The organism is Sphingobium sp. YR768 (assembly GCF_900111125.1).
In the GTDB taxonomy this organism is placed as follows: Bacteria; Pseudomonadota; Alphaproteobacteria; order Sphingomonadales; family Sphingomonadaceae; genus Sphingobium.
In genome coordinates, this window is record NZ_FOGE01000010.1 from 123,077 (window position 1) to 149,578 (window position 26,502).

The following is a 26,502-nucleotide window of genomic DNA, read 5'->3' on the forward strand; positions in this document are numbered from 1 at the left end:
AGTTATAATGACCTATTATATAGCTGTTTTTGCCTTTTTTGAGAATGGATCGCAAATAATGCCAGTTTATTAGGTCCGTATCGGAACTATCTGGCCGTGAGCCAGATGAGCGCGGCGATGCCTGCGATGATTCGATACCAGGCGAAGGGGGCGAAGCCATGTTTCGACACCAGGCCGACGAACCATTTGATGACCAGCAGCGCCACGATGAAGGCGACGACAAAGCCCAGCGCGATACTGTCCCAGCCCACGGCCGCGCTGGTAATCTGGTCGCCCTTCTTGAGCAGTTCCAGCGTCGTCGCGCCCAGCATGGTCGGGATGGCGAGGAAGAAGCTGAATTCGGCCGCCGTGCGTCGTTCCACGCCCAGTGTCAGCGCGCCCATGATCGTCGCGCCCGAACGGCTGACGCCGGGGATCATCGCGATACACTGGATCAGGCCGATGCCGATCACGCGCAGCACGGGAATATCGGCAATGCCGTGGAAACGCTGTTCCTTTACCGCCCGTTCGATCAGCAAAATGGCGATGCCGCCGACGATCAGCGCCCAGGCGACGACCTTGGGAGCGCCGAGCAGCATTTCGACATAGTCATGCACCGCAAGCCCGATGACGGCCGCAGGAATGAAGGCGATGATGAGGTTGCGCAGGAAGCGCCAGCTTGTCGGCTCGCGCCGCAACAGGCCCATGCCGACCGCCCAGAAGGTGCGCCAGTAAAGCACCACCACCGCCAGGATCGCGCCAAGCTGGATCACGACGTTGAACATCGCCCAGGTGGCGGCGTCATAGCCCAGCAATTCGCTCGCCAGGATCAGATGGCCGGTCGAGGAGACGGGCAGAAATTCGGTCAGCCCTTCGACGATGCCCAGCAGGATGACGGTCAGATAATGGAGGTCCATGGATGGTCCCTAATGTCCTGGCATAAAAAACCTCCCCGGTTTGCGGGGAGGGGCATGAAAAGCGGGGCAGCGTGATGCGTGCCCCGCCCTGTCATTTTCGGTTGCAGTTCAGGCGCTCGCCCGGCCGGCAAAGCGGCCGTGGCGGCGATAACGCACCATCCACTTGTCGGCGACCGCGCCCATCGGCGTCGGGGCGACGCCCAGCGCCTCCAGTCCTTCCGAGCCTGCCGTCGCGACATTGTCACGACCCAGCATGGCAAGCTGGTCGCGGGTGATGGGGCCGCCTGGCAGCAGCGTCAGCAGCGTGGCGAAACCATTGGGCACTTCCACTAGAGGCTTGTCGCGACCGATCGCCTTGGCGATCCAGGCGTTGATCTCCTTCATGCTCAGCACTTGCGGACCGGCGACTTCATAGGTCTTGCCGCCGAAAACGCCCGGCTGTTCGGCCGCATTGGCGATCGCCTGCGCCACATCGGCGACATAGACGGGCTGGAACTTGGTCGCCGCGCCGATCACCGGGATCACCGGCGCGGAGCCGATGATCTGGGCGAAGCGGTTGAGGAACTGGTCTTCCGCGCCGAAGATGATCGAGGGACGCAGGATGGTCGCGGTCGGGAAGGCGGCCTTGACCGCGGCCTCGCCAGCCGCCTTCGACCGGCCATAGGCCGACGGGCTGTTCGCGTCCGCGCCGATCGCCGAGATATGGACCAGCGCCTTCACGCCGGCGGCTGCCGCGGCCTGCGCGACATTGGCGGCGCCTTCATGCTGGACCGCGTCGAAATCGCCCGACAGGATGCCGACCAGATTGATGACGATGTCGCTGCCCGCAATGGCGCGGGCGACGGTCGCAGGCTTGCGGATGTCGGCGCCCACGAACTGGCTCTGGCCCAGATTGCCGAGCGACTTCACCTTGACCGCGACGGCCAGGTCGCGCTGGGCGATCCGCACCCGCGCGCCGCGCGCCATCAGCGCCTGCGCAACCTGCCGGCCTAGAAAGCCGCCGCCGCCGAAGATCGTAACCAGACTGTCCTTCATCACGCGCGTCCCATGTTCATCGATAAGGGGAATGACTCTGCCAATCCCCTTGCAACTTCCGCCGCGCGCTGACAACCGCCCGCACGCTGCACGGTCCGCTTTTTAGCCGATCCAGCCCTGCAAGTCAGCGAGCATCCACAGGCCCAGACCCAGGAAAAGCAGCGCAGCGCCGACCTGCAAGGCGCGCATCGGCACCTTGCGCCCCAGCGCTTCGCCGAACAGCACGGCCGGCACATTGGCCAGCATCATGCCCAGCGTCGTGCCGGCGGTGACGGCGATCAGATTGTCGAACCGCGCGCCCAGCGCCACGGTCGCGACCTGCGTCTTGTCACCCATCTCCACCAGGAAGAAGGCGATCAGTGTGGTCATGAATACGCCGGCCTTCGACGGTGCCTTGAGCGGGGCATTTTCGTCGATCTTGTCGGGGACCAGCGTCCAGGCGGCCATGGCGATGAAGGAGGCGGCAACCGCATAGCGGAACCAGCCCTGCGTCAGCACGCCCGCGATCGAATGGCCGACCAGCGCGGCGAGGAAATGATTGGCGAGCGTCGCAAATAATATGCCCAGGATGATCGGCACCGGCTTCCTGAAGCGGGTGGCGAGCAGCATGGCGAGCAACTGCGTCTTGTCGCCCATTTCGGCGAGCGCGACCAAAGCGGCGGAGGTAAGAAGAGCTTCCATCTGACTGTTCCGGGGCCGGGCGAAGATTGACAGACACAATGCCACCGTCGCTTCCCGCCCGGCCGGACAGAAAAGCGCCGATGCCATTGGTCTCGCCCGATGCAGCCTTTGGCTGCTTCCCATACGCCATGACCTCTCGGCCAAATATGTTGACGTATGGCCCGTTCCGGCAATCGGAACGGCTGGCTACTCCCCAGATGACGCGCTAGCCTCTAGACGAGGCAGGCGGGGAAGGCAAGCCATGGCGCAGGCGAACAAGACGGTCGAGACGGACGCAGCGGTCGAGGATTTTCTGGCGCGGGTCGAACCGGCAGAGCGGCAGACGGATGGCCGGACGGTCACAGCGCTTATGGCGCGCCTGTCGGGCGAGGCGGCGGCCATGTGGGGGCCGAGTATCATCGGTTTTGGTCGCTATCATTATCGCTATGACAGCGGGCGGGAAGGCGACATGTGCCGGATCGGCTTTTCGCCGCGCAAAGCGGAACTGGTCTTCTATCTGGCGGGACTGGAAGATGATGATTTAGCGCTGCTGGGCAAGTATCGCCGTGGGAAAGGCTGCCTTTATGTCAAGCGGCTGGCAGGCGTCGACATGGCGGTATTGGAAGCGCTGATCGTCAGGAGCATCGCCCATATGGATAAGGTCTATCCGCAATGAAGTGTCTGCTGCCGATCCTTGCCCTGCTGCTGATCGCATCGCCCGTGCAGGCGCAGGTGGAGGAGGCGACGATCGCCTCCCTGTCCGCCGATCTGGCCAGCGGACGGACGAGCAGCGAGAAGATGGTGCGGGCCTATCTCAAACGCATCGCCGCGATGGACCGCAAGGGGCCACGGCTCAACAGCATCATCACGCTCAATCCGCAGGCGATTGCACAGGCACGCGCGCTGGATGCGGAACGGCGTGCGGGCAAGCTGCGCGGGCCGCTCCATGGCGTGCCGATCCTGCTCAAGGATAATATCGAGGTGGCGGGCATGCCGACGACCGTCGGATCGCTCGCGCTCGCCCGCAACGATCCGGGCCGGGATTCGCCCGTGGCTGCCGCGCTGAAAGCGAAGGGCGCGATCATTCTGGGCAAGACCAACCTGTCCGAATGGGCCAATTTCCGGTCGGAACGGTCAATGAGCGGATGGAGCGCGGTCGGTGGCCTCACCCGCAATCCCTATGCGCTCGATCGCACCACCTGTGGCTCCTCCAGCGGATCGGGGGCGGCGGTGGCGGCCGGCTTCGCGCCCGGCGCGATCGGCAGCGAGACGAACGGGTCGGTCATCTGCCCGTCATCGATGATGGGTCTTGTTGGGCTGAAGCCCACGATCGGCCTGATCCCGCGCACCCATATCGTGCCGATCAGCCACAGCCAGGACACGGCCGGGCCAATGGCGCGCAGCGTGCGCGACGTCGCGATCCTGTTGTCTGCTCTCATCGCCAGCGATCCCGGCGATCCGGCCACCGCTGACGCCATGGCCCATGCAAAGGATTATGCCGCCGCGCTCGACCCGGCAAAGATCAGGGACATGCGCATCGGCGTGCTGCGCGGCGGGGCACAGCCGGAATTGCTGGCCCGCTATGAGACGGCGCTGGCCGTGCTCAAGGGGCTGGGCGCGACGCTGGTCGAGGTGAAGAAGCCCGCGATGGAGGGCATGTCCGCCGCCAGCTACGACGTGCTGCAATATGAGTTCAAGGCGGACCTGAACGCCTATCTGGCGACGACCCGCGCCGATCAGGTGCAGGTCCGGACGCTGGAGGATCTGATCGCCTTCGACACCGCCCATGCCGATCGGGAAATGCCGCTGTTCGGGCAGGAGATTTTTGCGATGGCGCAGGCCAAGGCGGGGTTGGACGATGCAGCGTACAAGGCAGCACGGGAGAAATCGCTGCGGCTGGCCGGACGGGAAGGGATCGACGCCATGCTGGCCGACAACCGCGCTGACCTGCTGGTGACGATCAGCTACGGCCCGGCCTGGCCGTCCGATACGGTGTGGGGCGATCAATATGAGGGGCCGGGCGGATCGACCGGCCCGGCGGCGATTGCGGGCTATACGCATCTGACCGTGCCGATGGGGTTGGTGCGCGACCTGCCGGTGGGGCTGAGCTTTATCGGTACGGCCTATGCCGAACAGACATTGCTGGATGCAGGGCTGGCCTATGAACAGGCGTCGGGCATCCATGTCAGGCCCTCCTTCCGCCCGACCGCCGATACCGGCCCGGAACTGGAAGGCCATCTTCCCTGATTTTTACGGCCCGATTCTTACGGTTCGCCGTTGCTTTCCTGCATCCGCCGTTCGGCGAACCATTGTTGCAGCATCTGGGCGGTACAGCCGGTAAAGCCGTTGCTGCCGATGACCGAACAACTGTTGGGCAGGGTCTGGCGCTGCGTCTGTTCCATCGTCGCCACCTGGCTGCCCCAGCCCGGACCACCGACGGGTTCGGGCTTTTCGCGCAGCTTCTTGGGGATGCGATAACGTTCGGATTCGGGCTTGCGCGCGCATACGACAATCTCGTCTCCCTTGCTCTCTGGGCAAGGGTCGTCGCCATAGACCAGCAGGTTGATGATGCGATCCGGCGGCGGCTCGGGCTGCGCGAGCGCGGGCGCGGGGAGCATCGGGATCAGCAAGGCGCCGATCAGGGGAAGCACGACAGAGCGTCGCATAGAAATATCCTTCATATCCCCTGTCGAATGCCGGGTGCGCCCCGCGCCCGGCGATTCAAGGCGAAGACGCCACCGGCGTTCCCGAACCGTCATGGCTGGGGCGGCGTGCCCTTTTGCTCCTGCTCGGCCTTTTCTTCCGCCTTCACCCGCTCTTCGATCGCCTTGCTGTCGGCATCGATCGTGGACAGGCGCTTGGCGCGCTCCGCTTCGACCAGATCCTTCCAGCTGGCATTGTCCGCCGCCTGTCGTTCCGCCTTGGCAAGGCGGGCGAGCTGGGTGAAGCAGCCGGTGGTGCCGCCCGCGCCCACGGGCGAGCAGCTTTCCGTGCCGCTGGCGCCGACATATTCCATCGACCGCACCCGTTCACCCCAGGCCTGATGGCTGGGCATGTTGGGGTCGCCACGCAAAGGTTCGGGGATGCGGTAACGCTCTTCCTCGCCCTTGCGCGCGCAGACGACGATATCGTCGCCCTTGCTCTGCGGGCAGGCGTCTTCGCCATAGACGATGACGATATTGACTTTTTCCGTCGTGCTGCTGGCCGGCTGCGCGATGGCGGGGACGGACGCGCCCAGCATCATGCCCATGGTCAGGCTGCTGGCGATCATCGGAATCCTGTTCATATATCCGTCCTTATCAGATGCGCTTCGACAGCGCGATGGCGGCGCGACAGCCCAGCCGGATCGCCCCATAGAGCAGGGGATAGGCCGGCACCTGCTCCGCGCCATGGGCGATGGCGGCTTCGCGATGCTCGACCTCCTCCGCCTGGAAATCCGCGATGGCGGTGGAGAGTTCCGGATCGTCCGATCCCAGCTGTTCCAGCTGGTCGGCATAATGCTGGTCGATTTCGGTTTCGATGGCGGCGGTGCAGGCCATGGCGGCCCGTGGCCCCATCGCCGCCGTGACCGCGCCCAGCGCAAAGCCCGCGACATTCCAGATCGGCGCCAGCACCGTAGGGCGTACGCCGCGCCGGGCGATCATCGCGTCGAAGGCGGCGCGATGCCGTTCCTCCTGCGCCGCCATGCCCGCGATCAGCCGGCCATAGGGGTGGCGATCGCCCATCACCGCCAACTGCCCGCCATAGATGCGCACGGCCCCGAACTCGCCCGCCTGATCGACGCGCACCATGGATGCGCGGTCGGCCGGGGTGGACCGCTTGCCGGGACGCGGAAAATCCTTTGCGGCGCTCATGCTTTCCTCGCTTTCAGCAGCAGGGCCAAGATGGCGAGTGCGACGGCGCTGGACAAGAGGCCGTTATAGCCCGCCATCGAAATGCCGAACAGGTGCCAGGGGGCGACATCGCACCGCACGATCGGACTGGCCATGATCTGGTTGAGCAGATCGGTGGCGCTGCCCCCGGCGGGCGAAGTGGAACAGGTGGTCAGCCCTTCCCACCAGCCATATTCGACCCCCGCATGGAACAGGCCGATGAGGCCGCTTACGCCCACGGCAATACCGGCGAACCCGGCGAACAGGCCGCTGATGCAGGCGCGGCCGCGCGCGGGATAGGCGATCAGCGCCAGCGGAATCGCCGCGAAATGGGCATAACGCTGCCACCAGCACATTTCGCACGGGTGCAAGCCGCCAATATATTGGAAAGCATAGGCGCCAGCCAGCATGAGGAGTGGCGCAATCAAGGCCAGAGCGCGCGCCTTGGCGAGGGAGGGAGACAGGCTGTTCATGATGCCCGCTTAAACCCTCGTCCGCCTTTCGTCATGCTGAACTTGTTGAACGATAAGGATGTCCTTCGGTTCGGGCGCGGCCAGAACCGAAGGACATCGGATCATTTCGCCGCCGGCTTGCGGGCCTGCGCCTGCGCGATGGTCGCGCCCGGCGTGCTGGCGAGGCGCGAGATGGTCTTCAAGGCATAGTCGAGCTGGAAATCCTCCACGCCCTTCTTCTTCAGATCCTCGGCCGACATGGCGAAGCGTGGATCGTCCTTCGTGTCCTCTTCCAGCGCCTTGTCGTCGGTCTTGATCTCGTTGATCAGGTGACGGCGCAGATCGCTTTCGCGGAATTTCGGTCGGTTCTTGTAATCGGGGTCGGACAGTTGCGGCACGCGGATATCCGGCTGGATGCCGCCTTCCTGCACGCTGCGGCCCGACGGCGTATAGTAGCGCGCCGTGGTCAGCTTGAGCGCGGTCGTGCTGGACAGCGGCAACATGGTCTGGACCGATCCCTTGCCGAAGCTGCGTTCGCCCATCACCAGCGCGCGATGCTGATCCTGCAAGGCGCCGGCCACGATTTCGGAGGCCGAGGCGGAGCCCGCATCGACCAGCACGATCACCGGCAGCCCCTTCGCATCGTCGCCGGGCTTGGCGTAATAGCGCTCGACATCGCCCTTCGCCCGGCCACGCTGCGATACGATTTCGCCCCGCTCCAGGAAGGTATCGCTGACGCTCACCGCCTCGTCCAGTAGGCCGCCGGGGTTGGAGCGCAGGTCGAGGATATAGCCGGTGGGCTTGTGGCCCAGCGACTTGTCGATGCTGCGGATTGCCGAGCGGACGTCCGCCCCGGTGTTGGCCGAGAAGCTGACGATGTTGATGACGCCGATATTGTTCTTCACTTCCCATTTGACGGGCTTGAGCTGAATGATCTCGCGCGTCAGGGTCAATTCGATCGGCTTGTCGCGACCGGCGCGGACCAGCGTCAGCTTCAGGCTGGTGCCCGGCGCGCCACGCATCTTGTCCACCGCCTCGTCCAGCGTGCCGCCATAGATCAACTGCCCGTCGATATGGGTGATATAGTCGCCCGCCTTGATACCCGCGCGCCAGGCGGGGGTGTCCTGCGTGGGCGCAATCACCTTGACCGCGCCATCCTCCTGCGTGACCGACAGGCCCAGGCCGCCATAGCTGCCCTCCGTCTGGGTCCGCAGATTCTGGAAGTCGCGCGCGTCAAGGAAGCTGCTGTGCGGGTCGAGGCTGGCCAGCATGCCGTCGATCGCGCCCTTGATCAGCTTTTCATCGTCGACCTTCTCGACATAGTCGCTGCGCACCTTCTGGAACACATCCATGAATTCATCGAGCGCCTTGTAGCTCGACGCTTCCCCATCGGCGAGAGCGGCAGTCGTAGCAGGGATGAGCGCAAGCGCCCCGAGCGCAACCGCGCCCTGGAGGAAGGTGGATTTCATGGCTGTCCTAGATTCCGGCATCTGATCCCCGATATAGGCCGATTCGCGTGCCAACGCAAAAGCGCGCTTCGATGGAGTGTCGCGCAGGGTCGATGAGCGTCGGGTTAATGGGGCCGATCAGATTGAAAGGCGATGCCCAGACAAGCGGCAGCATCATGCAGTCTGCGATCCCGCGTCCATAATTTTGCGCCAGGCATCAACCGGGTGGACGCCAGCAGATGCGAATCGAGATAGCCAATGCCCAGATCGAAAAGCGTCGCTTTCTCGATCAGCAATCTTACCTCGCCATGGTCCGCTTCAATTGCCTGGGGCAGATCATCAAGCATCTCCAGAACGTCCTGCCGTCGCCGCAAGCTACCCATGGCAATCTCTCCGGTGACGAGGGCATGTCCAAGAACTTGGCCATCATTGAGCAGCGCTTGCAACAGCGGGTTTTCACTGCGCAGATGGTCAATCCATATCGAGCTATCGATCAGGATCACGGCATGGGTGAACGACGACGGGGTGCTGCCTTGGCATCGGGGTCAGAGCCGCCCAAAAGGGCAAGGCGCCGCGCTGCTTCGCGGTTCACCAATGCTTTGAGCGCTTCCCGCAGCAGTGCCGATTTTTCGGTGAGGCCAGTATATTGCTGGGCCTTCGCCATAAGTTCGTCATCAAGAACGACGGTTGTGCGCATCATCTTTTCTCCGCAAGGCACAAAAATTAGCATCAAATGATGCCGTCTTCAATACCTCACCCCAGCCCCACCAGCGGCACGATATCCACCGGGCGTCCGTTGCGACGCAGTTCGACGGTGATGTTCGGGCGTTCGGGGCCGGTGATGCCGACGGGGTCGCCCTGGCGCACGCTGTCGCCGACCTGCGCGGTCACGCGGTGGAGGCCGGTGATCAGGGTGGTCCAGCCCTGGCCATGGTCGATGATCAATATCTGGCCATAGTCGCGATAGGGACCGGCAAAGGCGACGCGACCCGCCGTGGGGGCGATCGCCTGCGCGCCGGGCTGCGTCACAAGTGTCAGGCCGCGCGAGCGGACGCCGCCGTCATTCACCTCGCCCATGCCGGTGACGAGCTGGCCGATCACCGGCAGGCGATAGGGTGGCGGGCCATCGGCGGCGTTTTCGCGTTCGGGCGCGGGGGCGGCGGCCTGATCGGGGCGGGCAGGGCGCAGCAGCGGGCCGGACAGGGCGGCCAGCCGGTCGCGCAAATCGCCGGCTTCCTCCAGCCGGTCCATCAGGTCGACGATGTCGCGAGCCCGCTCGCCCAGCGCCAGCGCGCGTTCGCTCTCCAGCCCCGCATTGGCGCGATAGTCGCGGGCGGCGACGCGCTTTTGCGCTTCGAGGGCGGCAAGCGCGGTCTGGCGATCCTTGCGGTCGGCCTGCGCCTTGCCCAGCGCATCGGCGGCCTGCTGGGCGGTGGCGCGCAGGGCGCGGCTCTTGTCCAGTTCCTGCCGCAGACCTGCGGTGCGTTGCTGGATCACCGGCAGGATCTGGCCCAGCACCGCGCGCATATGCACGGCATCGGCCACCGATCCGGGCTGGACCAGCGCCAAGGCAAGCGGACGCCGGGCCATCATCTGGAGCGCAGCGGTCAGCCGGACCACGGGCTCCTGTTTGGCCGCAAGGCGCGCGGCCTGCGCGCGTTGCAACCGGGCGATGATGGCGATGCGGGCCTGCGCCGCCTGAATATCCGCCTCCGCCTGCTGGATGCGGGCAGCGACGGCGGCGGCGCGGCGACGGGCCTGTTCGGCTTCGTCGCGGGCGGCGCCGGCCTGTTGGTCGAGGCGCGCGGAGCGGTCGCGCGCTTCGTCCGACTGGCGGCGGGCGTTTTTGAGCGCCTGCTGTTCCTGCGCCAGCGTAGTGCCGGCGGTGCCGGACAGGATGATGGCGCTGTCGTCGGCGGCGGGCAGGCGCGTGGCGGCGAGAGCCAGAAGGCCCGCCAGTCCGCCAGCGATGAGGAGATTGCGCTTCACCCGATGCCCTGCCTTATTTCGCCCTGACTAGGCGGAAAGCAGGCGGCTTTCTAGCGGCGAACGTCGTTCGCCGCTCTTTCTTTTGTTGGTCGCATTCTGCGAGTCGTCGGCTGTGCCAGCCGACTCCAGAATGCTTCAGCCTTCGCGATGATAGGGGTGGTTGGAGAGGATGGAGCAGGCGCGCCAGAGCTGTTCGGCCAGCATCGCGCGGGCCATCATGTGCGGCCAGGTCATCGCGCCAAAAGCGATCAGCAGATCGGCATTGGCCCGGTCGGCATCATCGAAGCCGTCCGCCGCGCCGATCAGGAAGCGGCATTCGCGCGTGCCTGCGTCGCGCCAGCCCTCGATCCGGCGAGCGAAATCCATGGAGCCGAGCTGTTTGCCCTTTTCGTCCAGCATGACCGTGACGGTGCCGGGGCCGACGGGGGGCAGCTTGCCACCCCGGTCGGGCATTTCGGTGATCTTGTGCGGCATGGTCAGCCGCTTGACATAGCGGTCGACCAGTTCGGCCTCGGGCGATCGCCCGATCTTGCCGCGCGCGATGATGTGGAGGAGCATAGCTACACCCAAGCCCGTTCGCCCTGAGCTTGTCGAAGGGCTCGGCCGACCGCAAGGGAGGCCACTTCGCTTCGCTCAGTGCAGGGCTTCGACTTCGCTCTCCTGAGCTTGTCGAAGGTCCGAACGGTCGTTTATATTCTCAGGCGTTGCCCGCGACCGGTGCGTCGACGAAGCCCCACATCCGTTCCAGATTGTAGAAGCTGCGCACTTCCGGCTTGAACAGATGGACGATCACGTCGCCGGCATCGATCAGCACCCAATCGGCGACGGGCAGGCCTTCGACCCGTGCGGAGCGGCCCGTTTCCTTCTTGATGCGTTCGGCGAGGTGCTGGGCCATGGCCGCGACCTGGCGCGACGAACGGCCGCTCGCGATCACCATATGATCGGCGATGCTGCTCTTGCCTTCCAGCGGGATGGAGATGGTTTCCTGTGCCTGATCGTCGTCGAGCGACTGCATGACGATGGCGTGCAGGGCGGCCACGGATTCTGCGCCAAGCGCGGTATCGTTGGCAGGGGCGAGGTTAGTCAATTAAGCTCCAATCTGTTTGTGCTGGCCGCATTTCCGAGCCGGATGCCCGCCTGCGGCGGTCCTCCTCGAAATGCTTCATACGACCAACCGGCGCGTGAGCGGATCGCGCACACACGTTGCTTCATATTCGCGATGCCAGAGGGGGTCCGCCTGCCGCAGCAGGGTCGCCGATCTTGGATCAGGGCGAAAGCGCAATAGCACGAGCGCCGGTGGTCTCCAATTCGTCCAGTCTGCACTCTGGCGCGCGGACCGGACGAAGCGCCGCAGCCAGCTCATGGCCACAGAGCCACGGGCAGCCTCATTATAGCCCGGACGGGCGATTACGGCAATGGGCATTTGTCGGGCGATGCCACGCCAGTCGCGCCACTGGCCAAATTGCGCCAGATTGTCCGCCCCCATCAGCCAGATGAAGCGGTGGCGGGGGTAGCGTCCGGTCAGCGCGCGGAGCGTGTCGATGGTGTAGCGGGTGCGCAAATGCCGCTCGATCGCGGTGGCGCGAATCGGGGCGCGACGGGCGACCTTGCGGGCATGAGCGAGGCGGGCGGGTAGCGGGGCCATGCCCTTGGCGGGTTTCAGCGGATTGCCGGGCGAAACGAGCCACCAGATTTCATCGAGATCGAGCGCGTCTTTGGCAAAGAGCGAAATGGCGCGATGCCCGCCATGGGCCGGATTGAAGGAGCCGCCGAGCAGGCCGATGCGTTTCATGACGCTGCCATGCCAGCGCCGGGGCGGGGCGGCAATGGGCCGCGGGCGCGCGCCGGGGCTGCATCGGGGCGGCGGGCGATAGGAACATGCGCGCTTAACTTCGCATATTTCCCGCAAATTTCGACATTATGAAACAAAAGTTGGAAATTATAGTACGCAGGGCATAATCCGCTGGACCGTGCATCGCTTATAGAGCGCACCGCTGAAATAGGACAGATTTCAGCAGCCCATCCCGGCCTTGCGGCGGCGCTGATAGGGGATCTTGTTCAGTTGCGCGATCAGGTCCGCAAAGGGATCGTCGCGCACGGGGCGGTCTTTTCCGATCGGGGGCCGATCCGGGATCGGGACGGTGCGCCGACGCAGCGGGCGGCGCCCCAGCAGGGCCTTCCACATGATGCTCTCCTGTCCGCGACCACGGGGGATTATGGTCGCTTATAGAGAAGATACGCGGCGGCGGCGGGCTTGTTCCGTTCTTTTATTCGGCGGCGGGCAGCGCCTTTGCCTCGTCCGCCTGCGCGTCGCGGGCGATCACGTCCAGCGGCTCGACCGTCTCAATTTCCTTGCCGCCGGTTTCGATGTCGAGATCGCGGAACTTGCGGCCGGTGGAAAGGACGCGGCTTTCGAAGCTGCCGATGAAGCTGTTATAGTTGGACACAGCGCTGTTGAGGCCGGAGCCGAGCTTGCGCAAATGGCCGGCCGCGACCGCAAGCCGCTCGTACAATTCCTTGCCCAGATGGCCGACCTGCTGCGCCTGTTCCTGCATCTTGGCCTGCCGCCAATGGCCCGCCAGCGTACGGGCGAGGGGGAGGAAGGTGGCGGGGCCGCAGATGATGACGCGATTCTTGGCGGCGCGTTCCCACAGGTCCATGTCCGCCTCCAGCGCGGCGGTGACGAAATTGTCGCCGGGGACATACATGATGACGAAGTCGGGCGCCTTGTCGAACTGTTCCCAATAGGCCTTGCGCCCCAGCGCGTCGGCATGGGTGCGCATGGCGCGGGCATGGTCGAGCATATGGGCGTCGCGCAGCGCCGGATCGACCTGATCGACGGCATTCAGATAGGCGACGAGCGAGCATTTGACGTCCACCACCATCTGCTGGTCGCCCGGCAGATTGATGATGAAGTCGGGTCGCATCCGGCCATCTTCGACCGCGACCGATACTTCCTCCTGAAAATCCACGAAGGGGGAGAGGCCGGCGGTCTCGATCAGATTCTTGAACTGCTGTTCGCCCCAGCGGCCGCGCGTCTTGGGCGCGGCGCGGAGCGCATTGACCAGCTTGGCCGTCTCCTCGCGCACCTGTCCCTGCCCCAGATGCACCTGCTGCACCGCCTCACGCAGTTCGGCATAGCTGCCGACGCGATCCTTCTCGACGCGGGCGAGCCCTTCCTCATAGCGTTTCAGCGTGGTTTCGACCGGATTGAGCAGGGTCTTGAGCTGCGCCTCGCTCTTCTCATTGGCCTGGGCGAAGCGCTGGTCGGCGCGGGTCAGGAACTGGGTCTGGGCCTGGTCGAGCAATTTGCTGCCAATCTCGCTGAACTGGGCGGAAAGCTGTTCCTTCGCGTCCTTCAGGGCGGCGATCTGCTGTTCGAACGCGCGGGTGCGGGCTTCGATGTCGGATTTGAGGCCGGCCAGTTCGCGCAGGGCGGCTTCGCGTTCGGTCTGGATCGCCTCGATCCGATGGGCGGCGGCGGCCTGTAGCGCGTCTACCTTCTCGCTGGCGGCAAGCTGGGCCGATTCCAGCCGCTGGTCGGCCGCGTGCAGCGCCGATTCGACCCGGGCGATCTGGGCATGGCCCTGCGTCACCCGTTCCTGCTCCACCGCCAGTTCGGCGATGGCGGCGTTGCGCTGGGCGGCGGCGAGGTCGAGTTTCGTGGCCAGATCGGCCTTCTCGGCGGCGAGCGGCGCCAGCGCCCTGCCCTTGAGCAGCCAGCCGACGGCAAGGCCGATCAGCAGCGCGATGACGATCAGAAGGGCGGTCAGGCTGTCCATGGGATTTGCTTTAACCTCATTAGGCTCCGTTCGCCCTGAGCGAAGTCGACGGGCTGGACCGACCGAAAGGGAGGTCACTTCGCTTCGCTCAGTAGAGGGCTTCGACTTCGCTCAGCCCGAACGGTGTTTTCTATTATTGGATGGTGTCTAGAACGAAACGGGAACCTAAACGCCTCCCGTCTTCCCCGCAAGTATGATCATGCCGCCTGTGCGGCTGGCGCGGCGAAGCGGCTGCGATAGTCGCCCGGCGACAGGCCGACGAGGCGGTGGAACAGCTTGCGGAAGGCGGCGGCATCCTCATAGCCGACGCTCCAGGCGATCTGGTCGACGGTGCGTCTGGTGAATTCCAGATGTTCGCGCGCCTTGGTGACGCGCAGATGCTGGACATATTCGATCGGCGTCATGGCGGTGGCCGCCTTGAAGCGGCGCTGGAAGGTGCGCTCCTCCATGCCGACCTGCGTCGCCATTTCGCCGACGCTGATCGCCTTCGCTTCCCGCGCGGCGAGCCAGTGCTGCACCTTCAATATCGCTTCGTCCCCATGGGTCAGGCGCGGCATGAAGCGGGCGAAATGCTTCTGTTCGCGCCCGGCGCTGTCGATCAGCAGGAATTTGGCGGTGTCGAGCATCACTGTCGGCCCCAGCAACCGGTCGACCAGCCGCAGGCCCAGGTCGGTCCAGGCCATCAGGCCGCCGGCGGTGATGATGTCGCCATCATCGATGACGATGCGGTCGCAATCCAGTTTCACATCGGGAAAGCGGGTGCGGAACTGGTCGGCGAACCACCAGTGGGTGGTGGCGGGCCGGCCGGAAAGCAGGCCTGTCGCCGCCAGCAGGAAGGCGCCGCCGCAATTGGAGGCGAGGGTGGCGCCCTGGGCATGGCGGTCCACCAGCCAGCGGGCATAGGGCGCGGCCTCCTGTGCATCGGGCACGCCGGTCAGGCGACCGGGCACCAGCCAGATTTCCGGGCGGGTGGCGTCGCCCAGTTCCGGGTGCGTGTCATGGCTGCGGGCGAAACCGCCATCGGGCTGATGCTCCCAACGACTGACGCGCAGGGTCTGGCCGCCATGGTCGATCGAAAATTGCCCGGCGATCGCGATCATGTCCGTCAGCCCATAGGCCATCGACAATTGGCAACGGGGATAGAGGAGAATGCCGATTTCGGCTTTCGGCAGAGGGGCTGGGGGCATGTGAACGCTCCGATGTCGGAATCGGCCCGCTTAATGTCGGAACCGCCAATCCCGATCCTCCGCGATTCCCCCTAATTCTGCAAGCACAGGGCGTGAGAGACGCTCTTCCAGAGACGGAAAGGGACTTTCATCATGAGCAATTTCATCACCACCAAGGACGGCACCCGCATCTTCTACAAGGATTGGGGGCCGCGCGATGGTCAGCCGATCATCTTCTCCCATGGCTGGCCGCTGTCGGCCGACGCCTGGGACGCGCAGATGGTCTTCTTCGCCCAACAAGGCTTCCGCACCATCGCCCATGACCGCCGCAGCCATGGCCGGTCGGATCAGGTGTGGGACAATAATAATATGGACCAATATGCCGACGATCTGGCCGACCTGATCGCAGCGCTGGACCTGAAGGATGTGGTGCTGGTCGGCCATTCGACCGGCGGTGGCGAAGTCACCCGCTATATCGGCCGCCATGGCACCAGCCGGGTCGCCAAGCTGGCGCTGATCGGCGCGGTGCCGCCGCTGATGCTGAAGACGGAGGCCAATCCGGGCGGGCTGCCGATCGAGGTGTTCGATGGCATCCGCAAGGGGACGTTCGACAATCGCAGCCAGTTCTTCAAGGATCTGACGATCCCCTTCTATGGCTACAACCGGGAAGGCGCGGTGATCTCCGAAGGTATCCGCGACGAATTCTGGCGGCAGGGGATGATGGGTGGCCTCAAGGGCCAGCTCGACTCGATCCGCGCTTTTTCGGAAAGCGATTTCCATGCCGATCTGGCGAAGGTCGATGTGCCAACGCTCGTCCTGCATGGCGATGACGACCAGATCGTGCCGATCGGCGCGGCCGCCCTCTCCACGGTGAAGATCGTTACGGATGCGGTGCTGATCGTGTATGAAGGCGCCGACCATGGGCTGACGCAGACTCATCAGGACCGGTTCAACGCCGACCTGCTCGATTTCATCAACGGCTGACAACAAAGTTCCGTTCGCCCTGAGCGAAGTCGAAGGGCTCGGCCGACCGAAGGGAGGCTGCTTCGCTTCGCTCAGCAGAGGGCTTCGACTTCGCTCAGGGCGAACGGGATCAAAATTGCTCTATAACTGGAGACATCCCATGACCAAAGACACCATTCTCATCACCGGCGCGTCGGACGGTATCGGCGCGGTCTATGCCGATCGTTTTGCGAAGCGCGGCGCCAATCTTATCCTCGTCGCCCGGCGGGCCGAGAGACTGGAGGCGCTGGCCGCCAGCCTGCGCGAAACCGGAGTCGCCGTCGAGGTGATCGCGGCCGACCTGTCGAAAGCCGACGATCTCGCCCGGATCGAGGCGCGGCTGCGCGATGATGACGCCATCACCGGCCTGATCAACAATGCCGGGATCGCCGGCGAACAGGCCTTTACCCAGACGGACCCGGCCTATCTGACCGGCCTTATCGACCTCAACATCCTGGCGGTGACGCGGTTGTCCCGCGCTGTCGCGCCCCGCTTTGCGGCGAAGGGGGCGGGGACGCTGATCAACATCACGTCGGTCACGGCGCTGATGCCCGATGGCTTCACCGCGGTCTATCCGGCGAGCAAGGCCTATGTGCTGGCCTTTACCGAAGCGTTGCAGGTCGAACTGGGCGCCAAGGGGGTGAAGGTGCAGGCGGTGCTGCCCGGCATCACCCGTACCGCCATCTGGACCGCAGAGCAGATCGCCAACATCCCCGCCGCCATGGTGATGGATGTCGAGGTGATGGTCGACGCGGCGCTGGCTGGGCTGGACATGGGCGAGCCGATCACGATTCCCGCGCTGCCCGACAATGCCGACCTCGACGCCTATCTGGCGGCGCGGGCGGCCTTGCGGCCCAATCTGTCGCTGAAAGACGCGGCGGCCCGCTATCGGGCTTGAATAGCAACACTGTTCGCCCTGAGCCTGTCGAAGCCCCCTCCTTTCCTAAAGAAAAGAGGCCCTTCGACAGGCTCAGGGCGAACGGAATTGAGAGAGCTTTCCAAGGAGAAGCATCATGATCCTCGGTCTTTCCATTCCCGTCTTCATCGCGCTGCATGTCGCGATCAGTCTGGTCGGCATCGTTAGCGGCCTCATCGCGCTGCCGGCGCAGGCGCGGGGGCATTTCCTGCCGCGCACGCAGGCGATCTTCCTCGTCACCACCCTGCTCACCAGCCTGACCGGCTTCCTCTTTCCCTTTCGCGGCTTCACGCCCGCGATCGGGGTGGGGATAATCTCGACGCTGGTGCTGATCCTTGCCTTCGTCGCGCTCTATGGGCTCAAGCTGCGCGGACGGGCGCGCGCCGTCTATGCAGTGAGCGCCACCGCCGCCCTGTGGATGAACCTGTTCGTTCTGGTGGTGCAGAGCTTCCTGAAGGTGCCGGCGCTCAACGCCTTCGCACCGACCGGCAAGGAGCCGCCCTTCCTCGCCGCGCAGGGGCTGCTGCTGATCGTCATGCTGATCCTGGGCGCGGCGATCCTGCGTCAGCCCAGCCGCGATCAACAGCCCTTCCTTACCCCCCGAATGTGACGCCGATCCACAGTGTACGCGGCGTGCCCAGATCGATTGATCCGCCCGAATTGCGGGTGACCACCGCCTTGTCGAACAGATTTTCGCCGCGCGCCACCAGGTTGATCCCATGGCCGACCGGCAGGCGGGCGATGGCGTCCACCGTCAGTGCGTCGGGCAGGACGTCGCTTTGCAGGTCGTCCTCATATTGTTTGGCGACATAGCGCAGCGTGGTCGACAGCGACGGGCCGGAGGCGGGGCTGTAGGCGACCGTGGCGCTGGCGGCATGGCGCGGTGTCTGGGCCGGGGTGAAGCCGTCGAAGGCGGCGCCCGGCGCATGCACGCGGCTGTGGCTATAGGCGTAGGAGGCCGACAGGTTGATATCGCCCAGCTTTGCGGCGGCGGTCAGTTCCACGCCCTTGGCGACGATCCGGTCGACATTCTGCCGCTGGCGCGTGTTGGTGGCGATCGTCACATTGGCGATCGCGTCGTCCAGCCGGTTGTAGAAGGCTGTGGCCGACAGGGTGATCCCCTTGGCCGGGGTCAGGTCGATGCCCGCTTCCGCACCCTTCAGCTTTTCCGGATTGAGCGCGGCATTGGCCTGCGTCGTGATCGGGAAGACCACGAAGGGGCGATAGAGTTCGTTCAGGGTCGGCAGGCGGAAACCGCTATAGGCCGATGCCCGCAGCGCCACCGCATCAGCCACATGATAGAGCGCGCCGATCCGGCCGGACGTCTCCCAGCCCGACCGGTCGGCATAGTCGCTGCCGGTCGCTGCGCCGGTGGAGGCGCTGACCTGATGATAGAAGCCGTTGGTGATCGACCAGCGATCGGCGCGTGCGCCGCCGGTCAGCACCAGATCGCCGAGCGTCCAGTCATCCTCGATGAAGATGCCGCGCGTCCACTGATCGCCGCCGGCATGGCGCAGGAAGGTGCGCGGATTGGCGGCGACATTGGCGTTATAGGCATCCTCATACATGTCGCCGGTGGCAAAGCGCGTATCCACGCCCAGCCGCAGCATATGGGCGTCTCCCACGGGCGGCCGTATCTCGATCTTGCCGCCGATGCCGGTGGAGGGCGTGTTGCGCTGGTCCAGCGACTTGCGGAAAGTGGAGGAGGACATCACGATATTGGAGAAGTTGCGCGCCTGGATATAGGCCAGCGCGTCCACCTGCCACGGTCCGCGATCGATATAGCGGATGCTGGCATCCTGCCCCTGGCTCATGCTGTCCGCGCCCTTGAAACGCAGGGTGCGATTATCCTCGAACAGGGTCGCGCGAAATTGCAGTTCCGAGCGAGCGGACAGGGGCGCTACGGCCCGCAAATTGGTCGACCAGCCATCATAGGCGGCGGGCACGGTGGCAGAGACACGCTGGTCCTTCGGCGTGGTCTGGAAGCCATCGCCCCGGTCCCAGCGGCCCGACAGCGAGACATAGCCGCCGCCCAGATCCTGGGTCAGTCCAGCGGACAGCTCGGTCGAATCGCGGCTGCCGTAGAAGGCGCTGGCGGTAAAATCGGGCAACTGGTCGCGCGTCGCGCTGGCCATTTCGATCGTGCCGGCCACCGCGCCCGCGCCAAAGGCGCCGATGCCGCCGCCGCGCGTCACCCGGACCACCGACAGGCGTTCCGGGGCCAGCGCGCTGAAGGGAATATAGCCGAAAAAGGGATCGGCGACGGGCACGCCGTCCAGCAGCATCAGTGTCCGGCTGGACGCATTGCCGCCCAGCGCCCGCAGCGTCGCGCCCTGATTGGAGGGGTTGGACGAACGGCTGTCCGATCGGCGGAACTGCTGGAACCCGGCGACGTCCCCCAACACGCTTTCGATCCGGTCCGACGCGCTGTCCAGCAGGCGCTGCCGGTCGATCACCACCGATCCATAGGCTGGCGTGCCGGGCGGCAGATCCAGCCCAGCGCCCGTCACGATGATGGCGGATGCGTCCCCGGCGGCCTCATCGGGCGCCTGCGCTAGCGCGGCGGTCGGAACGGTCAGCAAAATGGCAGGCAGCACGAAATTTTTCATAGCGATCCCCTCGCGCCCCTATGCTTGTTTTTCAAGCCTTGATCAAAAAAGGGCCGCATCCCTTCTAGGATGCGGCCCCCGCTTCGTGACATTGGTCCTTCGGTCAGAAGAAGAGAATTGCGCCTGCCGCGACGGCGTCCGACGTTGCCTTGTTGCCGTTATGCGCTTCCGACTTCGTATTCACATATTCGGCCAGCAGCGTGACCCAGCTATTGAGGCCATAGCGGACCTGCCCGACCCAGCTGCTATTCTTGTCCACCAGCGTCGGGTTGGCCAGCGCATCGGCGGCATTGGCATAGTCGAGATTGCTCTCGCCATAGCTGCCGCCGACCGAAATCTTGCCGAAGGTCGCCAGTCCCTGAAGATAGAAGCCATGGCTGTCGCGCTTGTTGCCCAGCCCATCGGTGTCGAACAGGTTGAGCGCGGTCGTGCCCAGCCCTGACGCATCATAATAGGTGCCGACCACCGTGACCGGGCCGAAAGTGACCTTCGCGCCCGCATCCCAGCCCCAGCCGGTATAGTCGGGGCCCAGGTCGACATTATGCTTCTGCGTGGTGCCCGACAGCCAGAGGCGGGTCGCGACGTCGCCGAATTTGCCGTCATAGATGAACTTGGCCTGGAAACCGGGCTGCTTGTTGGTTTCGGCCGGGCCGGTTAGCGAAGAGAGCGGTTCGAAAATGCCGATGCTGGCGGTAAAGCCGCTGAAGCTGGGCGTGGTATAGGTGATCTGCGGCTGGAAATCGGTGTAGATATAGCCGGTGCCGATCCGCCCCAATGTGGTGTTGGACGGGGCGACATTGCCGGCCGGGGTGCCCGACGACAGCAGGGTGATATCGTTCAGGATCGCTTCGGACTGGAACAGGCCGATGTCGCGGCCGATCTTCACCTCGCCGAAACCGGCCCGGCCGAACGTCAGATAGGTCTGGCGGAAATCGATGCCGCTGGTCTGGAGCGCGCGGGGATTGCCGCCGCTGTTCGCGCCGCCACCCGAATAGCTGACGCTGTTGATGCCGGGATACATGCCGAAATGCGCGCCCACGTCCCAGCCGCCCTGCGTCGTGGTTGCCTCCACCTTCAGGAAACCGGGGAGCAGGCCGTTGCGCACGGCCGAGGTGCTGCCGCCCACGGTCGCGACGCCGCCCGTCACCGCATTGGTCGCGCTGGGCGCATCGCCATTGTCATGCACATAGAAACCGTTGACGGAGCCGGAGAATTTCAGCGTCACGTCGCCGACCTGAAGCCCCACGCCGCTTTCTGTCATCCGCACATAGCCCGCGCCGCCCGATGCATCGGGCGTTACGGCCGGGGCGGGTGCGGCGGCGGCCTGCGCCGTTTCGGTAGCCTGCCCCTTCACCAGTTCCTGATATTCATCGTCGGTCAGGATGCCCTTTTCGTGCAGCCGCTTCAGCAGATCCGCAGTGGTGCCGGCCATGGCCGGCGCTGCGGTGGCGGCGAGCATCAGCGCTCCAGCCGCGCTCATCAGGCGCAACGTCCCCTTCATATCATCCTCCCTGTCTTCACGCCGTGTTCTCTCCGGCTGGGGCGGAGAGTGCGGCGGAAGGGGGACCCAAGAAATTGAACTTAGGTTCTCGTCCCTTCGGACAGGCGGGACATCAGGGCGCGGCGACGATTCCCCACGGTGCTGCGCCGACCGCGATGGTGCCTGTGACCTGCGCCTTGGCCAGATCGATCACGGACACATTGTCCGAAAGGCCATTGGCGCTGTAGGCGCGGGCGCCATCCGCGCTGATCGCGACATGCCACACGCGCTTGCCCACGGGCACATAGGCCCGCACCTTGCGCGTCGCGACATCGACGATGGCGACATGATCGGCCCGGCCCAGCGCGATCACCGCCGTCTTGCCGTCGGGGGTAAAGCGGATGCCGCAGGGCAGGATGCGATGATCGGGGATGCCGGTTATGGCGAAGTGCAGCGTGTCGCTGACCTGCCGGGTGGCGGTGTCGACAATCTGCACCGTGCCGCCCACTTCCGCCGCGACCCATAGCTGCGCGCCATCGGCGGTAAATTCCACATGGCGCGGGCGCAGGTCGACCGGCGTTTCGGCGACCATCGCTTTGGCCCCGACATCGATCCAGTTGACGACATTATCTTCCTCGGACGTGACGACCACCCATTTGCCGTCCGGGCTTTGCGCCACCCCCTCCGGCTCGCCGCCGACATCGACCTGGAAGGCGACGCTCCGGCTGGCCAGATCGATTGCGGTCAGCGCCGAATCATCCTCATTGGCGACGAACAGGGTCTTGCCGTCGCGCGACAGGAAGAATTGCTCCGGGTCCTGGCCCGACGGCAGTTCCGCCACGACCGCGCCGGTCGCCCGGTCGATCACCTGCACCGCATGGTCCAGGCTGGCGCACAGATAGATATAGCGCCCATCCTTCGACACGGTGATGCCGCGCGGCCGACCGCCGACCTTCCATGTCGCGTTCACCGCGCCCGCTGTCGCGTCGATCACGCTGACGCTGTCGCCCCGCTCATTGGAGACATAGAGGGTTTCGGCCTGAGCCGCAGCGGGCAGCAGCATCAACCCCGCGATGACGATGCATTTCATTCTCTTCCTCTCCATGCCCTCATTCTTGCCCCAAGGGTCTATCCGCAGCCCTGTCTCTACGGGATTGTACCAATGGCCAATGGGGGCGCGGCCCGCCCTTGCCTACACTCGGGCTCATCAGGGGAAAACCGACCGGGTGAGGATATAATGATGAATGTGGGAAGGGTCGCGTTGCTGGGTGCCATGGCTGCTCTGGGCATGACCGCGACAAGTGCATTGATGGCGCATGGCGACGTGACGCCGCAGGCGGTGGATACGTCCGCGCTGCCGGATATCGGCGAGGCCTGGCTGGAGAAAAATCCCTATAGCGGCAATGCCAAGGCGATCGAGATCGGCCAGTCGGCCTATGGCCAGAATTGCGCGCGCTGCCACGGGCTGGACGCGGAGAGCGGCGGCATCGCCCCCGATCTGCGCTACCTCGAAGCAGGCGAATCGGGCGATCAGTGGTTTGCCGAACGCTTCCGTCATGGCTCCAGCCATGATGGCAAGGTCTATATGCCGCCCTTCGGCGACGTATTGGGCCAGAAGGCCGGCTGGGCGATTCGCGCCTGGCTCGAAACCAAGCACGAAGGCTGATCGCCATGCTCTCGCGGCGGAGGCTGATCGGCGGGGCGGGGGCGGCGCTGGCGCTCGGGCTGATGCCCGGCGGCCTCAGCGCCGCACCGCTCGCCAAGGTCAAGGCGCTCGGCACCATCCGGGTGGTCGTCTATCAGAATAATCGCCCATGGTCCTGGGAGGAGGGCGGCAAGCTGGTCGGCCTCGACGCCGATCTGGCGCAGGCGATCGCGACCAAACTGGGCGTGCGCGCGGATGTAGCCCAGCTGGTGGCGGACGAAAGCGCCGACGATGATCTGCGCAACGGCGTGTGGAAGGGCGGGCTGCTCGGCTTCACGCCCGGCGACATCATGTTGCATGTTCCGTTCGACCGGGTCTTCGCCGCGCGCAACGATCAGGTGGCGATCATCGCGCCATATTATCGCGAGAGCTTCGGTCTGGCCGGTAGTGGCGGCATGGCGGTGGAAGCGATGCCGACCGAATGGAAGGGCCGCAAGCTGGCGGTCGAGCTGGACTCCATTCCCGACTTTTACCTGATCGGCAGCTTCGGCGGCGTGCTGGCCAAGGATGTCACCCATTATCCGACCGGGTCGGATGCCGTCGCCGCGGCGATGGCGGGGCAGGCCGATGCCGTTCTGGCGAGCCGCGCCCAGATCGAGGAGGGCGCTCACCGGTCCGGCGGCAAGCCGCTGGCACTGCGCAAGGGGCCACTGCCCGCCTTCGCTTCGCCCGGCTGGGACATCGGCATGGCGGTCAAGGAGAATAGCCGCACGCTGGGCGACGCGGTGGAGGAAATCGTCACCGCCATGGGCACGAGTGGCGAAATGAAGGCGCTGTTCGATCGCTATGGCGTCACCTGGACGCCGGCGAACGCGGCGGGGTGAAGGGCCGACCCAAGGTCCAATTGCCGCTTTGTCGGGGCGGCATAGTCTGCACACAAACGGGGGGCGTAGAGCGCCCGTTTCAATAGGGAGGATGGTTATGAAAGGACCGATGATGCGGGCGCTGTCGGGCGCTGCCGCACTGTCGCTGGCGGTCGCTGCGGCGCCGTTGATTGCGCAGGCTCCGCAGGGGCCGACGGACGCGGATCTGATGAACGACGCGGCCTCGACCGGCGACGTGCTGACCTATGGCATGGGGCCGCAGGCGCACCGCTTCAGCACGCTGAAGGCGATCGATACGAGCAACGTGTCGAAGCTGGTCCCGGCTTTCGCCGCTTCGCTGGGCGGCGAGAAGCAGCGCGGGCAGGAAGCCCAGCCGATCGTCTATGACGGCACCATCTATGTGACGGGCAGCTATTCGCGCGTCTTCGCCTTCGACGCGCGCACCGGCGAGGAAAAATGGCAATATGACGCCCGCCTGCCCGATGGCATCATGCCCTGCTGCGACGTCGTCAATCGCGGCGCGGCCATCTATGGCGACAAGATCATCTTCGCGACGCTGGACGCGCGGCTTGTGGCGCTCAACCGCAACACCGGCAAGGTGATCTGGAACAAGCAGATCGCCGATTATAAGGAAGGCTATAGCGCCACCGCCGCGCCCCTGATCGTCAAGGGCATGGTCATCACCGGCAATTCGGGCGGCGAATTCGGCGTCGTGGGGGCTGTTGAAGCCCGCGATGTGAACACCGGCGAGCTGATCTGGCATCGCCCCGTGATCGAAGGCCATATGGGCACGCTCAAGGGCAAGGATAACGGCATCACCGGCAAGCTCAACGCGACCTGGACCGGCGACCTGTGGAAGAGCGGTGGCGGCGCGACCTGGCTGGGCGGCACCTATGACCCGGAAACCAACCTGCTCTTCTTCGGCACCGGCAACCCGGCGCCCTGGAACAGCCATCTGCGCCCCGGCGACAATCTCTACACCGCCTCCACGCTGGCGATCGACCCTGACACCGGCGTCATCAAATGGCATTTCCAGACCACGCCGCATGACGGCTGGGATTTCGACGGGGTGAATGAATTCATTCCGTTCGACGCCACGATCAACGGCAAGCCGATGAAGCTGGGCGCGAAGGCTGACCGCAACGGCTATTTCTTCGTGCTGGATCGCACCAACGGCAAGTTCATCAGCGCCAACAAGTTTGTGATGCAGACGACCTGGGCGAACGGCTTCAACAAGGCCGGCAAGCCCAACTATATCCCCGAAGGTCGTCCGCCAGCCCCCGGCGAAGGCAAGGGCAAGCCGGTCTTCGCCTCGCCCTCCTTCCTGGGCGGCAAGAACTGGATGCCCATGGCCTATAGCCAGGATACCGGCCTGTTCTACATCCCGTCCAACGACTGGGGCATGGACATCTGGAACGAACCGATCGCCTACAAGAAGGGCGCGGCCTATCTGGGCGCAGGCTTCACCATCAAGTCGATCGCGGAGGACCATATCGGCGCGCTGCGCGCCATGGACCCCAAGACCGGCAAGATCATGTGGGAATATAAGAACAAGGCGCCCTTGTGGGGCGGCGTTCTGACCACGGGCGGCAACCTCGTCTTCACCGGTACGCCCGAAGGCTATCTGAAGGCCTTCGACGCCAAGACCGGACAGGAATTGTGGAAATTCCAGACCGGCTCCGGCGTGGTGGGTTCGCCCGTCACCTGGGAACAGGATGGCGAACAATATGTGGCGGTGATGTCCGGCTGGGGCGGCGCGGTGCCGCTATGGGGCGGCGAAGTCGCCAAGTCGTTCAAGGATATCAACCAGGGCGGCGCCCTCTGGGTGTTCAAGCTGCCTAAGTAGAAAGGATCAGGACAATGATCGTCATGGGACGTGGACACTATGCGCAATCCGCTCCGGCCATCCCGCCCGGCGCAATGCGGCTTGCCACGTCCCATGATGTGTCCGATCATCATGTGCAGGGGCAGGATATGGGACATTATATGGGCGGGGACGCGATCATGGAGCGGGTGCTGATCATTGATGATCATCCGCTGGTGCGGGATGGATTGCGCAGCGTGATCGCGATCAGTTTCGACAATATCGAGATTTTCGAGGCGGCGGGTCTGGATGAGGCCGTCGCGACGCTGGAAAAGCAGGATAATTTCGACCTGATCCTGCTCGACCTCAATATTCCCGACGTCCGCCGTCTCGATGGCCTGAAGCTGCTGCGCGATCGGTTTCCGATCCTGCCGGTGGTGATGGTGTCCGGCGCGTTCGACCGCGCCATCGTGCAGGAGGCGCTGGCCGCCGGCGCGGCTGGCTTCATCCCCAAATCGCTCAAGCGCAGCGCGATCGTCGACGCCCTGCACCGGGTCGTGTCGGGCGAAATCTACCTGCCCGAAACCATGGGGGAGGGGGCGGCGCCCTCAGCCGAGGAAGATGATATCGCCCGCCGCATCGACAGCCTGACGCCACAGCAGAAGACGGTGCTGGGCCATCTCGTCAACGGTCGCCTCAACAAGCAGATCGCCCACGACCTCAACGTGTCGATGACGACGATCAAGGCGCATGTCTCTGCGATCCTCCAGAAGCTGGGCGTCCTCAGCCGCACGCAGGCGGTGATCAAGGCCAATCGGGTGCATTTCGGCGAGGATTAGGAAAGACGATGCGCCGTCCCAAG

At 64.8% G+C, this 26,502-nt stretch carries 29 protein-coding genes and 1 riboswitch; of the genes, 9 read left to right on the forward strand and 20 right to left on the reverse strand.

The features are described 5' to 3' along the window. Window positions 1–86: 86 nt before the first annotated feature. The 3 genes from BMX92_RS13340 to BMX92_RS13350 all read right to left on the reverse strand — a co-directional run bounded on the left by BMX92_RS13340 (window position 87) and on the right by BMX92_RS13350 (window position 2,612). Window positions 87–896 (reverse strand): undecaprenyl-diphosphate phosphatase, encoded by an 810-nt coding sequence (locus BMX92_RS13340; RefSeq protein WP_093017224.1) that lies wholly within the window; start codon window positions 894–896, stop codon window positions 87–89. 108 nt (window positions 897–1,004) lie between these two features. Further along, window positions 1,005–1,931, reverse strand: a complete 927-nt coding sequence (locus BMX92_RS13345) for a complex I NDUFA9 subunit family protein (RefSeq protein ID WP_093017226.1) — start codon at window positions 1,929–1,931, stop codon at window positions 1,005–1,007. A gap of 102 nt (window positions 1,932–2,033) precedes the next feature. Further along, window positions 2,034–2,612 (reverse strand): TMEM165/GDT1 family protein, encoded by a 579-nt coding sequence (locus tag BMX92_RS13350; protein WP_093017313.1) that lies wholly within the window; start codon window positions 2,610–2,612, stop codon window positions 2,034–2,036. 46 nt (window positions 2,613–2,658) lie between these two features. Continuing rightward, window positions 2,659–2,820: riboswitch (yybP-ykoY riboswitch) on the reverse strand. Window positions 2,821–2,853: 33 nt separating this feature from the next. On the opposite strand from BMX92_RS13350, the gene BMX92_RS13355 reads away from it, so the two are divergent. Next, the gene (locus tag BMX92_RS13355; RefSeq protein ID WP_093017228.1) at window positions 2,854–3,267 is read left to right on the forward strand and encodes a DUF1801 domain-containing protein; all 414 of its coding nucleotides are present in this window, start codon (window positions 2,854–2,856) and stop codon (window positions 3,265–3,267) included. After that, on the forward strand, window positions 3,264–4,838 hold the full coding sequence (locus BMX92_RS13360) for an amidase (protein ID WP_093017230.1): 1,575 nt from the start codon (window positions 3,264–3,266) through the stop codon (window positions 4,836–4,838). Before BMX92_RS13355 ends, BMX92_RS13360 begins: the two co-directional genes overlap by 4 nt. A 17-nt stretch (window positions 4,839–4,855) precedes the next feature. Here BMX92_RS13360 and BMX92_RS13365 read toward each other — a convergent pair whose 3' ends face one another. From BMX92_RS13365 to BMX92_RS13425, 14 genes are all read right to left on the reverse strand, one after another. Then, the gene (locus tag BMX92_RS13365) at window positions 4,856–5,257 is read right to left on the reverse strand and encodes a hypothetical protein (protein ID WP_371262335.1); all 402 of its coding nucleotides are present in this window, start codon (window positions 5,255–5,257) and stop codon (window positions 4,856–4,858) included. 89 nt (window positions 5,258–5,346) lie between these two features. Then, window positions 5,347–5,877 carry a hypothetical protein gene (locus BMX92_RS13370; RefSeq protein WP_093017234.1) on the reverse strand — a complete coding sequence of 177 codons (531 nt, stop codon included), beginning with the start codon at window positions 5,875–5,877 and terminating at the stop codon, window positions 5,347–5,349. 13 nt (window positions 5,878–5,890) lie between these two features. Next, entirely contained in the window at window positions 5,891–6,445 is a 555-nt protein-coding gene (locus BMX92_RS13375) for a demethoxyubiquinone hydroxylase family protein (RefSeq protein ID WP_093017236.1), read from the reverse strand. After that, window positions 6,442–6,936 (reverse strand): disulfide bond formation protein B, encoded by a 495-nt coding sequence (locus tag BMX92_RS13380; RefSeq protein ID WP_093017238.1) that lies wholly within the window; start codon window positions 6,934–6,936, stop codon window positions 6,442–6,444. Before BMX92_RS13380 ends, BMX92_RS13375 begins: the two co-directional genes overlap by 4 nt. Window positions 6,937–7,037: 101 nt before the next feature. Then, on the reverse strand, window positions 7,038–8,384 hold the full coding sequence (locus tag BMX92_RS13385) for a S41 family peptidase (RefSeq protein ID WP_093017315.1): 1,347 nt from the start codon (window positions 8,382–8,384) through the stop codon (window positions 7,038–7,040). A 104-nt stretch (window positions 8,385–8,488) separates the two neighbouring features. Next, the gene (locus tag BMX92_RS13390) at window positions 8,489–8,866 is read right to left on the reverse strand and encodes a type II toxin-antitoxin system VapC family toxin (RefSeq protein ID WP_093017240.1); all 378 of its coding nucleotides are present in this window, start codon (window positions 8,864–8,866) and stop codon (window positions 8,489–8,491) included. After that, window positions 8,863–9,093, reverse strand: a complete 231-nt coding sequence (locus BMX92_RS13395; protein ID WP_256213421.1) for a type II toxin-antitoxin system VapB family antitoxin — start codon at window positions 9,091–9,093, stop codon at window positions 8,863–8,865. Before BMX92_RS13395 ends, BMX92_RS13390 begins: the two co-directional genes overlap by 4 nt. Window positions 9,094–9,116: 23 nt before the next feature. Then, window positions 9,117–10,352, reverse strand: a complete 1,236-nt coding sequence (locus BMX92_RS13400; protein WP_093017242.1) for a murein hydrolase activator EnvC family protein — start codon at window positions 10,350–10,352, stop codon at window positions 9,117–9,119. Between the two features lie 135 nt (window positions 10,353–10,487). Next, a complete protein-coding gene (locus BMX92_RS13405; protein ID WP_093017244.1) occupies window positions 10,488–10,910 on the reverse strand; it encodes a 23S rRNA (pseudouridine(1915)-N(3))-methyltransferase RlmH in 423 nt (140 codons plus the stop codon). Between the two features lie 139 nt (window positions 10,911–11,049). Further along, on the reverse strand, window positions 11,050–11,439 hold the full coding sequence (gene rsfS, locus BMX92_RS13410; RefSeq protein ID WP_093017246.1) for a ribosome silencing factor: 390 nt from the start codon (window positions 11,437–11,439) through the stop codon (window positions 11,050–11,052). Between the two features lie 75 nt (window positions 11,440–11,514). After that, window positions 11,515–12,144, reverse strand: a complete 630-nt coding sequence (locus tag BMX92_RS13415; RefSeq protein WP_093017248.1) for a nicotinate-nucleotide adenylyltransferase — start codon at window positions 12,142–12,144, stop codon at window positions 11,515–11,517. Window positions 12,145–12,363: 219 nt separating this feature from the next. Beyond that, entirely contained in the window at window positions 12,364–12,537 is a 174-nt protein-coding gene (locus BMX92_RS27360; protein ID WP_177185040.1) for a hypothetical protein, read from the reverse strand. An 82-nt stretch (window positions 12,538–12,619) separates the two neighbouring features. Next, window positions 12,620–14,134 (reverse strand): DNA recombination protein RmuC, encoded by a 1,515-nt coding sequence (rmuC, locus tag BMX92_RS13420; protein WP_093017250.1) that lies wholly within the window; start codon window positions 14,132–14,134, stop codon window positions 12,620–12,622. A gap of 197 nt (window positions 14,135–14,331) precedes the next feature. Next, complete coding sequence (locus BMX92_RS13425; RefSeq protein ID WP_093017252.1) at window positions 14,332–15,321, reverse strand: GlxA family transcriptional regulator; 990 nt, start codon at window positions 15,319–15,321, stop codon at window positions 14,332–14,334. A 132-nt stretch (window positions 15,322–15,453) separates the two neighbouring features. Here BMX92_RS13425 and BMX92_RS13430 point away from each other — a divergent pair, with 132 nt between their 5' ends. From BMX92_RS13430 to BMX92_RS13440, 3 genes are all read left to right on the forward strand, one after another. Further along, the gene (locus BMX92_RS13430) at window positions 15,454–16,284 is read left to right on the forward strand and encodes an alpha/beta fold hydrolase (protein WP_093017254.1); all 831 of its coding nucleotides are present in this window, start codon (window positions 15,454–15,456) and stop codon (window positions 16,282–16,284) included. A gap of 139 nt (window positions 16,285–16,423) precedes the next feature. Continuing rightward, on the forward strand, window positions 16,424–17,200 hold the full coding sequence (locus BMX92_RS13435) for an SDR family NAD(P)-dependent oxidoreductase (protein WP_093017256.1): 777 nt from the start codon (window positions 16,424–16,426) through the stop codon (window positions 17,198–17,200). A gap of 115 nt (window positions 17,201–17,315) precedes the next feature. Further along, entirely contained in the window at window positions 17,316–17,828 is a 513-nt protein-coding gene (locus tag BMX92_RS13440) for a hypothetical protein (RefSeq protein ID WP_093017258.1), read from the forward strand. Here the strand turns inward: BMX92_RS13440 and BMX92_RS13445 are convergent. The 3 genes from BMX92_RS13445 to BMX92_RS13455 form a co-directional block, all read right to left on the reverse strand. Continuing rightward, window positions 17,812–19,827 (reverse strand): TonB-dependent receptor, encoded by a 2,016-nt coding sequence (locus BMX92_RS13445; protein WP_093017260.1) that lies wholly within the window; start codon window positions 19,825–19,827, stop codon window positions 17,812–17,814. The genes BMX92_RS13440 and BMX92_RS13445 overlap by 17 nt on opposite strands. A 103-nt stretch (window positions 19,828–19,930) precedes the next feature. Next, on the reverse strand, window positions 19,931–21,328 hold the full coding sequence (locus BMX92_RS13450) for a porin (protein WP_093017262.1): 1,398 nt from the start codon (window positions 21,326–21,328) through the stop codon (window positions 19,931–19,933). Between the two features lie 112 nt (window positions 21,329–21,440). Next, window positions 21,441–22,412, reverse strand: coding sequence for a PQQ-dependent catabolism-associated beta-propeller protein (locus BMX92_RS13455; protein ID WP_371262336.1), 972 nt, complete (start codon window positions 22,410–22,412; stop codon window positions 21,441–21,443). A gap of 135 nt (window positions 22,413–22,547) precedes the next feature. Here BMX92_RS13455 and pedF point away from each other — a divergent pair, with 135 nt between their 5' ends. From pedF to BMX92_RS13475, 4 genes are all read left to right on the forward strand, one after another. Further along, a complete protein-coding gene (gene pedF / locus BMX92_RS13460; protein ID WP_177185043.1) occupies window positions 22,548–22,973 on the forward strand; it encodes a cytochrome c-550 PedF in 426 nt (141 codons plus the stop codon). A gap of 5 nt (window positions 22,974–22,978) precedes the next feature. Further along, window positions 22,979–23,836, forward strand: a complete 858-nt coding sequence (locus tag BMX92_RS13465) for a substrate-binding periplasmic protein (protein WP_093017268.1) — start codon at window positions 22,979–22,981, stop codon at window positions 23,834–23,836. A 97-nt stretch (window positions 23,837–23,933) separates the two neighbouring features. After that, window positions 23,934–25,682, forward strand: a complete 1,749-nt coding sequence (locus BMX92_RS13470) for a methanol/ethanol family PQQ-dependent dehydrogenase (protein WP_093017270.1) — start codon at window positions 23,934–23,936, stop codon at window positions 25,680–25,682. A gap of 14 nt (window positions 25,683–25,696) precedes the next feature. Next, a complete protein-coding gene (locus BMX92_RS13475) occupies window positions 25,697–26,479 on the forward strand; it encodes a response regulator (RefSeq protein ID WP_093017272.1) in 783 nt (260 codons plus the stop codon). The last annotated feature ends 23 nt before the right edge of the window (window positions 26,480–26,502 follow it).

Bases quoted from the DNA above. Each gene is read 5' to 3' on its own strand.
- BMX92_RS13340 (WP_093017224.1), bottom strand. From the start codon at position 896: ATGGACCTCCATTATCTGACCGTCATCCTGCTGGGCATCGTCGAAGGG.
- BMX92_RS13345 (WP_093017226.1), bottom strand. From the start codon at position 1,931: ATGAAGGACAGTCTGGTTACGATCTTCGGCGGCGGCGGCTTTCTAGGC.
- BMX92_RS13350 (WP_093017313.1), bottom strand. From the start codon at position 2,612: ATGGAAGCTCTTCTTACCTCCGCCGCTTTGGTCGCGCTCGCCGAAATG.
- BMX92_RS13355 (WP_093017228.1), top strand. From the start codon at position 2,854: ATGGCGCAGGCGAACAAGACGGTCGAGACGGACGCAGCGGTCGAGGAT.
- BMX92_RS13360 (WP_093017230.1), top strand. From the start codon at position 3,264: ATGAAGTGTCTGCTGCCGATCCTTGCCCTGCTGCTGATCGCATCGCCC.
- BMX92_RS13365 (WP_371262335.1), bottom strand. From the start codon at position 5,257: ATGCGACGCTCTGTCGTGCTTCCCCTGATCGGCGCCTTGCTGATCCCG.
- BMX92_RS13370 (WP_093017234.1), bottom strand. From the start codon at position 5,877: ATGAACAGGATTCCGATGATCGCCAGCAGCCTGACCATGGGCATGATG.
- BMX92_RS13375 (WP_093017236.1), bottom strand. From the start codon at position 6,445: ATGAGCGCCGCAAAGGATTTTCCGCGTCCCGGCAAGCGGTCCACCCCG.
- BMX92_RS13380 (WP_093017238.1), bottom strand. From the start codon at position 6,936: ATGAACAGCCTGTCTCCCTCCCTCGCCAAGGCGCGCGCTCTGGCCTTG.
- BMX92_RS13385 (WP_093017315.1), bottom strand. From the start codon at position 8,384: ATGAAATCCACCTTCCTCCAGGGCGCGGTTGCGCTCGGGGCGCTTGCG.
- BMX92_RS13395 (WP_256213421.1), bottom strand. From the start codon at position 9,093: ATGCTAATTTTTGTGCCTTGCGGAGAAAAGATGATGCGCACAACCGTC.
- BMX92_RS13405 (WP_093017244.1), bottom strand. From the start codon at position 10,910: ATGCTCCTCCACATCATCGCGCGCGGCAAGATCGGGCGATCGCCCGAG.
- BMX92_RS13415 (WP_093017248.1), bottom strand. From the start codon at position 12,144: ATGAAACGCATCGGCCTGCTCGGCGGCTCCTTCAATCCGGCCCATGGC.
- BMX92_RS27360 (WP_177185040.1), bottom strand. From the start codon at position 12,537: ATGTGGAAGGCCCTGCTGGGGCGCCGCCCGCTGCGTCGGCGCACCGTC.
- rmuC (WP_093017250.1), bottom strand. From the start codon at position 14,134: ATGGACAGCCTGACCGCCCTTCTGATCGTCATCGCGCTGCTGATCGGC.
- BMX92_RS13425 (WP_093017252.1), bottom strand. From the start codon at position 15,321: ATGCCCCCAGCCCCTCTGCCGAAAGCCGAAATCGGCATTCTCCTCTAT.
- BMX92_RS13430 (WP_093017254.1), top strand. From the start codon at position 15,454: ATGAGCAATTTCATCACCACCAAGGACGGCACCCGCATCTTCTACAAG.
- BMX92_RS13435 (WP_093017256.1), top strand. From the start codon at position 16,424: ATGACCAAAGACACCATTCTCATCACCGGCGCGTCGGACGGTATCGGC.
- BMX92_RS13440 (WP_093017258.1), top strand. From the start codon at position 17,316: ATGATCCTCGGTCTTTCCATTCCCGTCTTCATCGCGCTGCATGTCGCG.
- BMX92_RS13445 (WP_093017260.1), bottom strand. From the start codon at position 19,827: ATGAAAAATTTCGTGCTGCCTGCCATTTTGCTGACCGTTCCGACCGCC.
- BMX92_RS13450 (WP_093017262.1), bottom strand. From the start codon at position 21,328: ATGAAGGGGACGTTGCGCCTGATGAGCGCGGCTGGAGCGCTGATGCTC.
- BMX92_RS13455 (WP_371262336.1), bottom strand. From the start codon at position 22,412: ATGGAGAGGAAGAGAATGAAATGCATCGTCATCGCGGGGTTGATGCTG.
- pedF (WP_177185043.1), top strand. From the start codon at position 22,548: ATGAATGTGGGAAGGGTCGCGTTGCTGGGTGCCATGGCTGCTCTGGGC.
- BMX92_RS13465 (WP_093017268.1), top strand. From the start codon at position 22,979: ATGCTCTCGCGGCGGAGGCTGATCGGCGGGGCGGGGGCGGCGCTGGCG.
- BMX92_RS13470 (WP_093017270.1), top strand. From the start codon at position 23,934: ATGAAAGGACCGATGATGCGGGCGCTGTCGGGCGCTGCCGCACTGTCG.
- BMX92_RS13475 (WP_093017272.1), top strand. From the start codon at position 25,697: ATGATCGTCATGGGACGTGGACACTATGCGCAATCCGCTCCGGCCATC.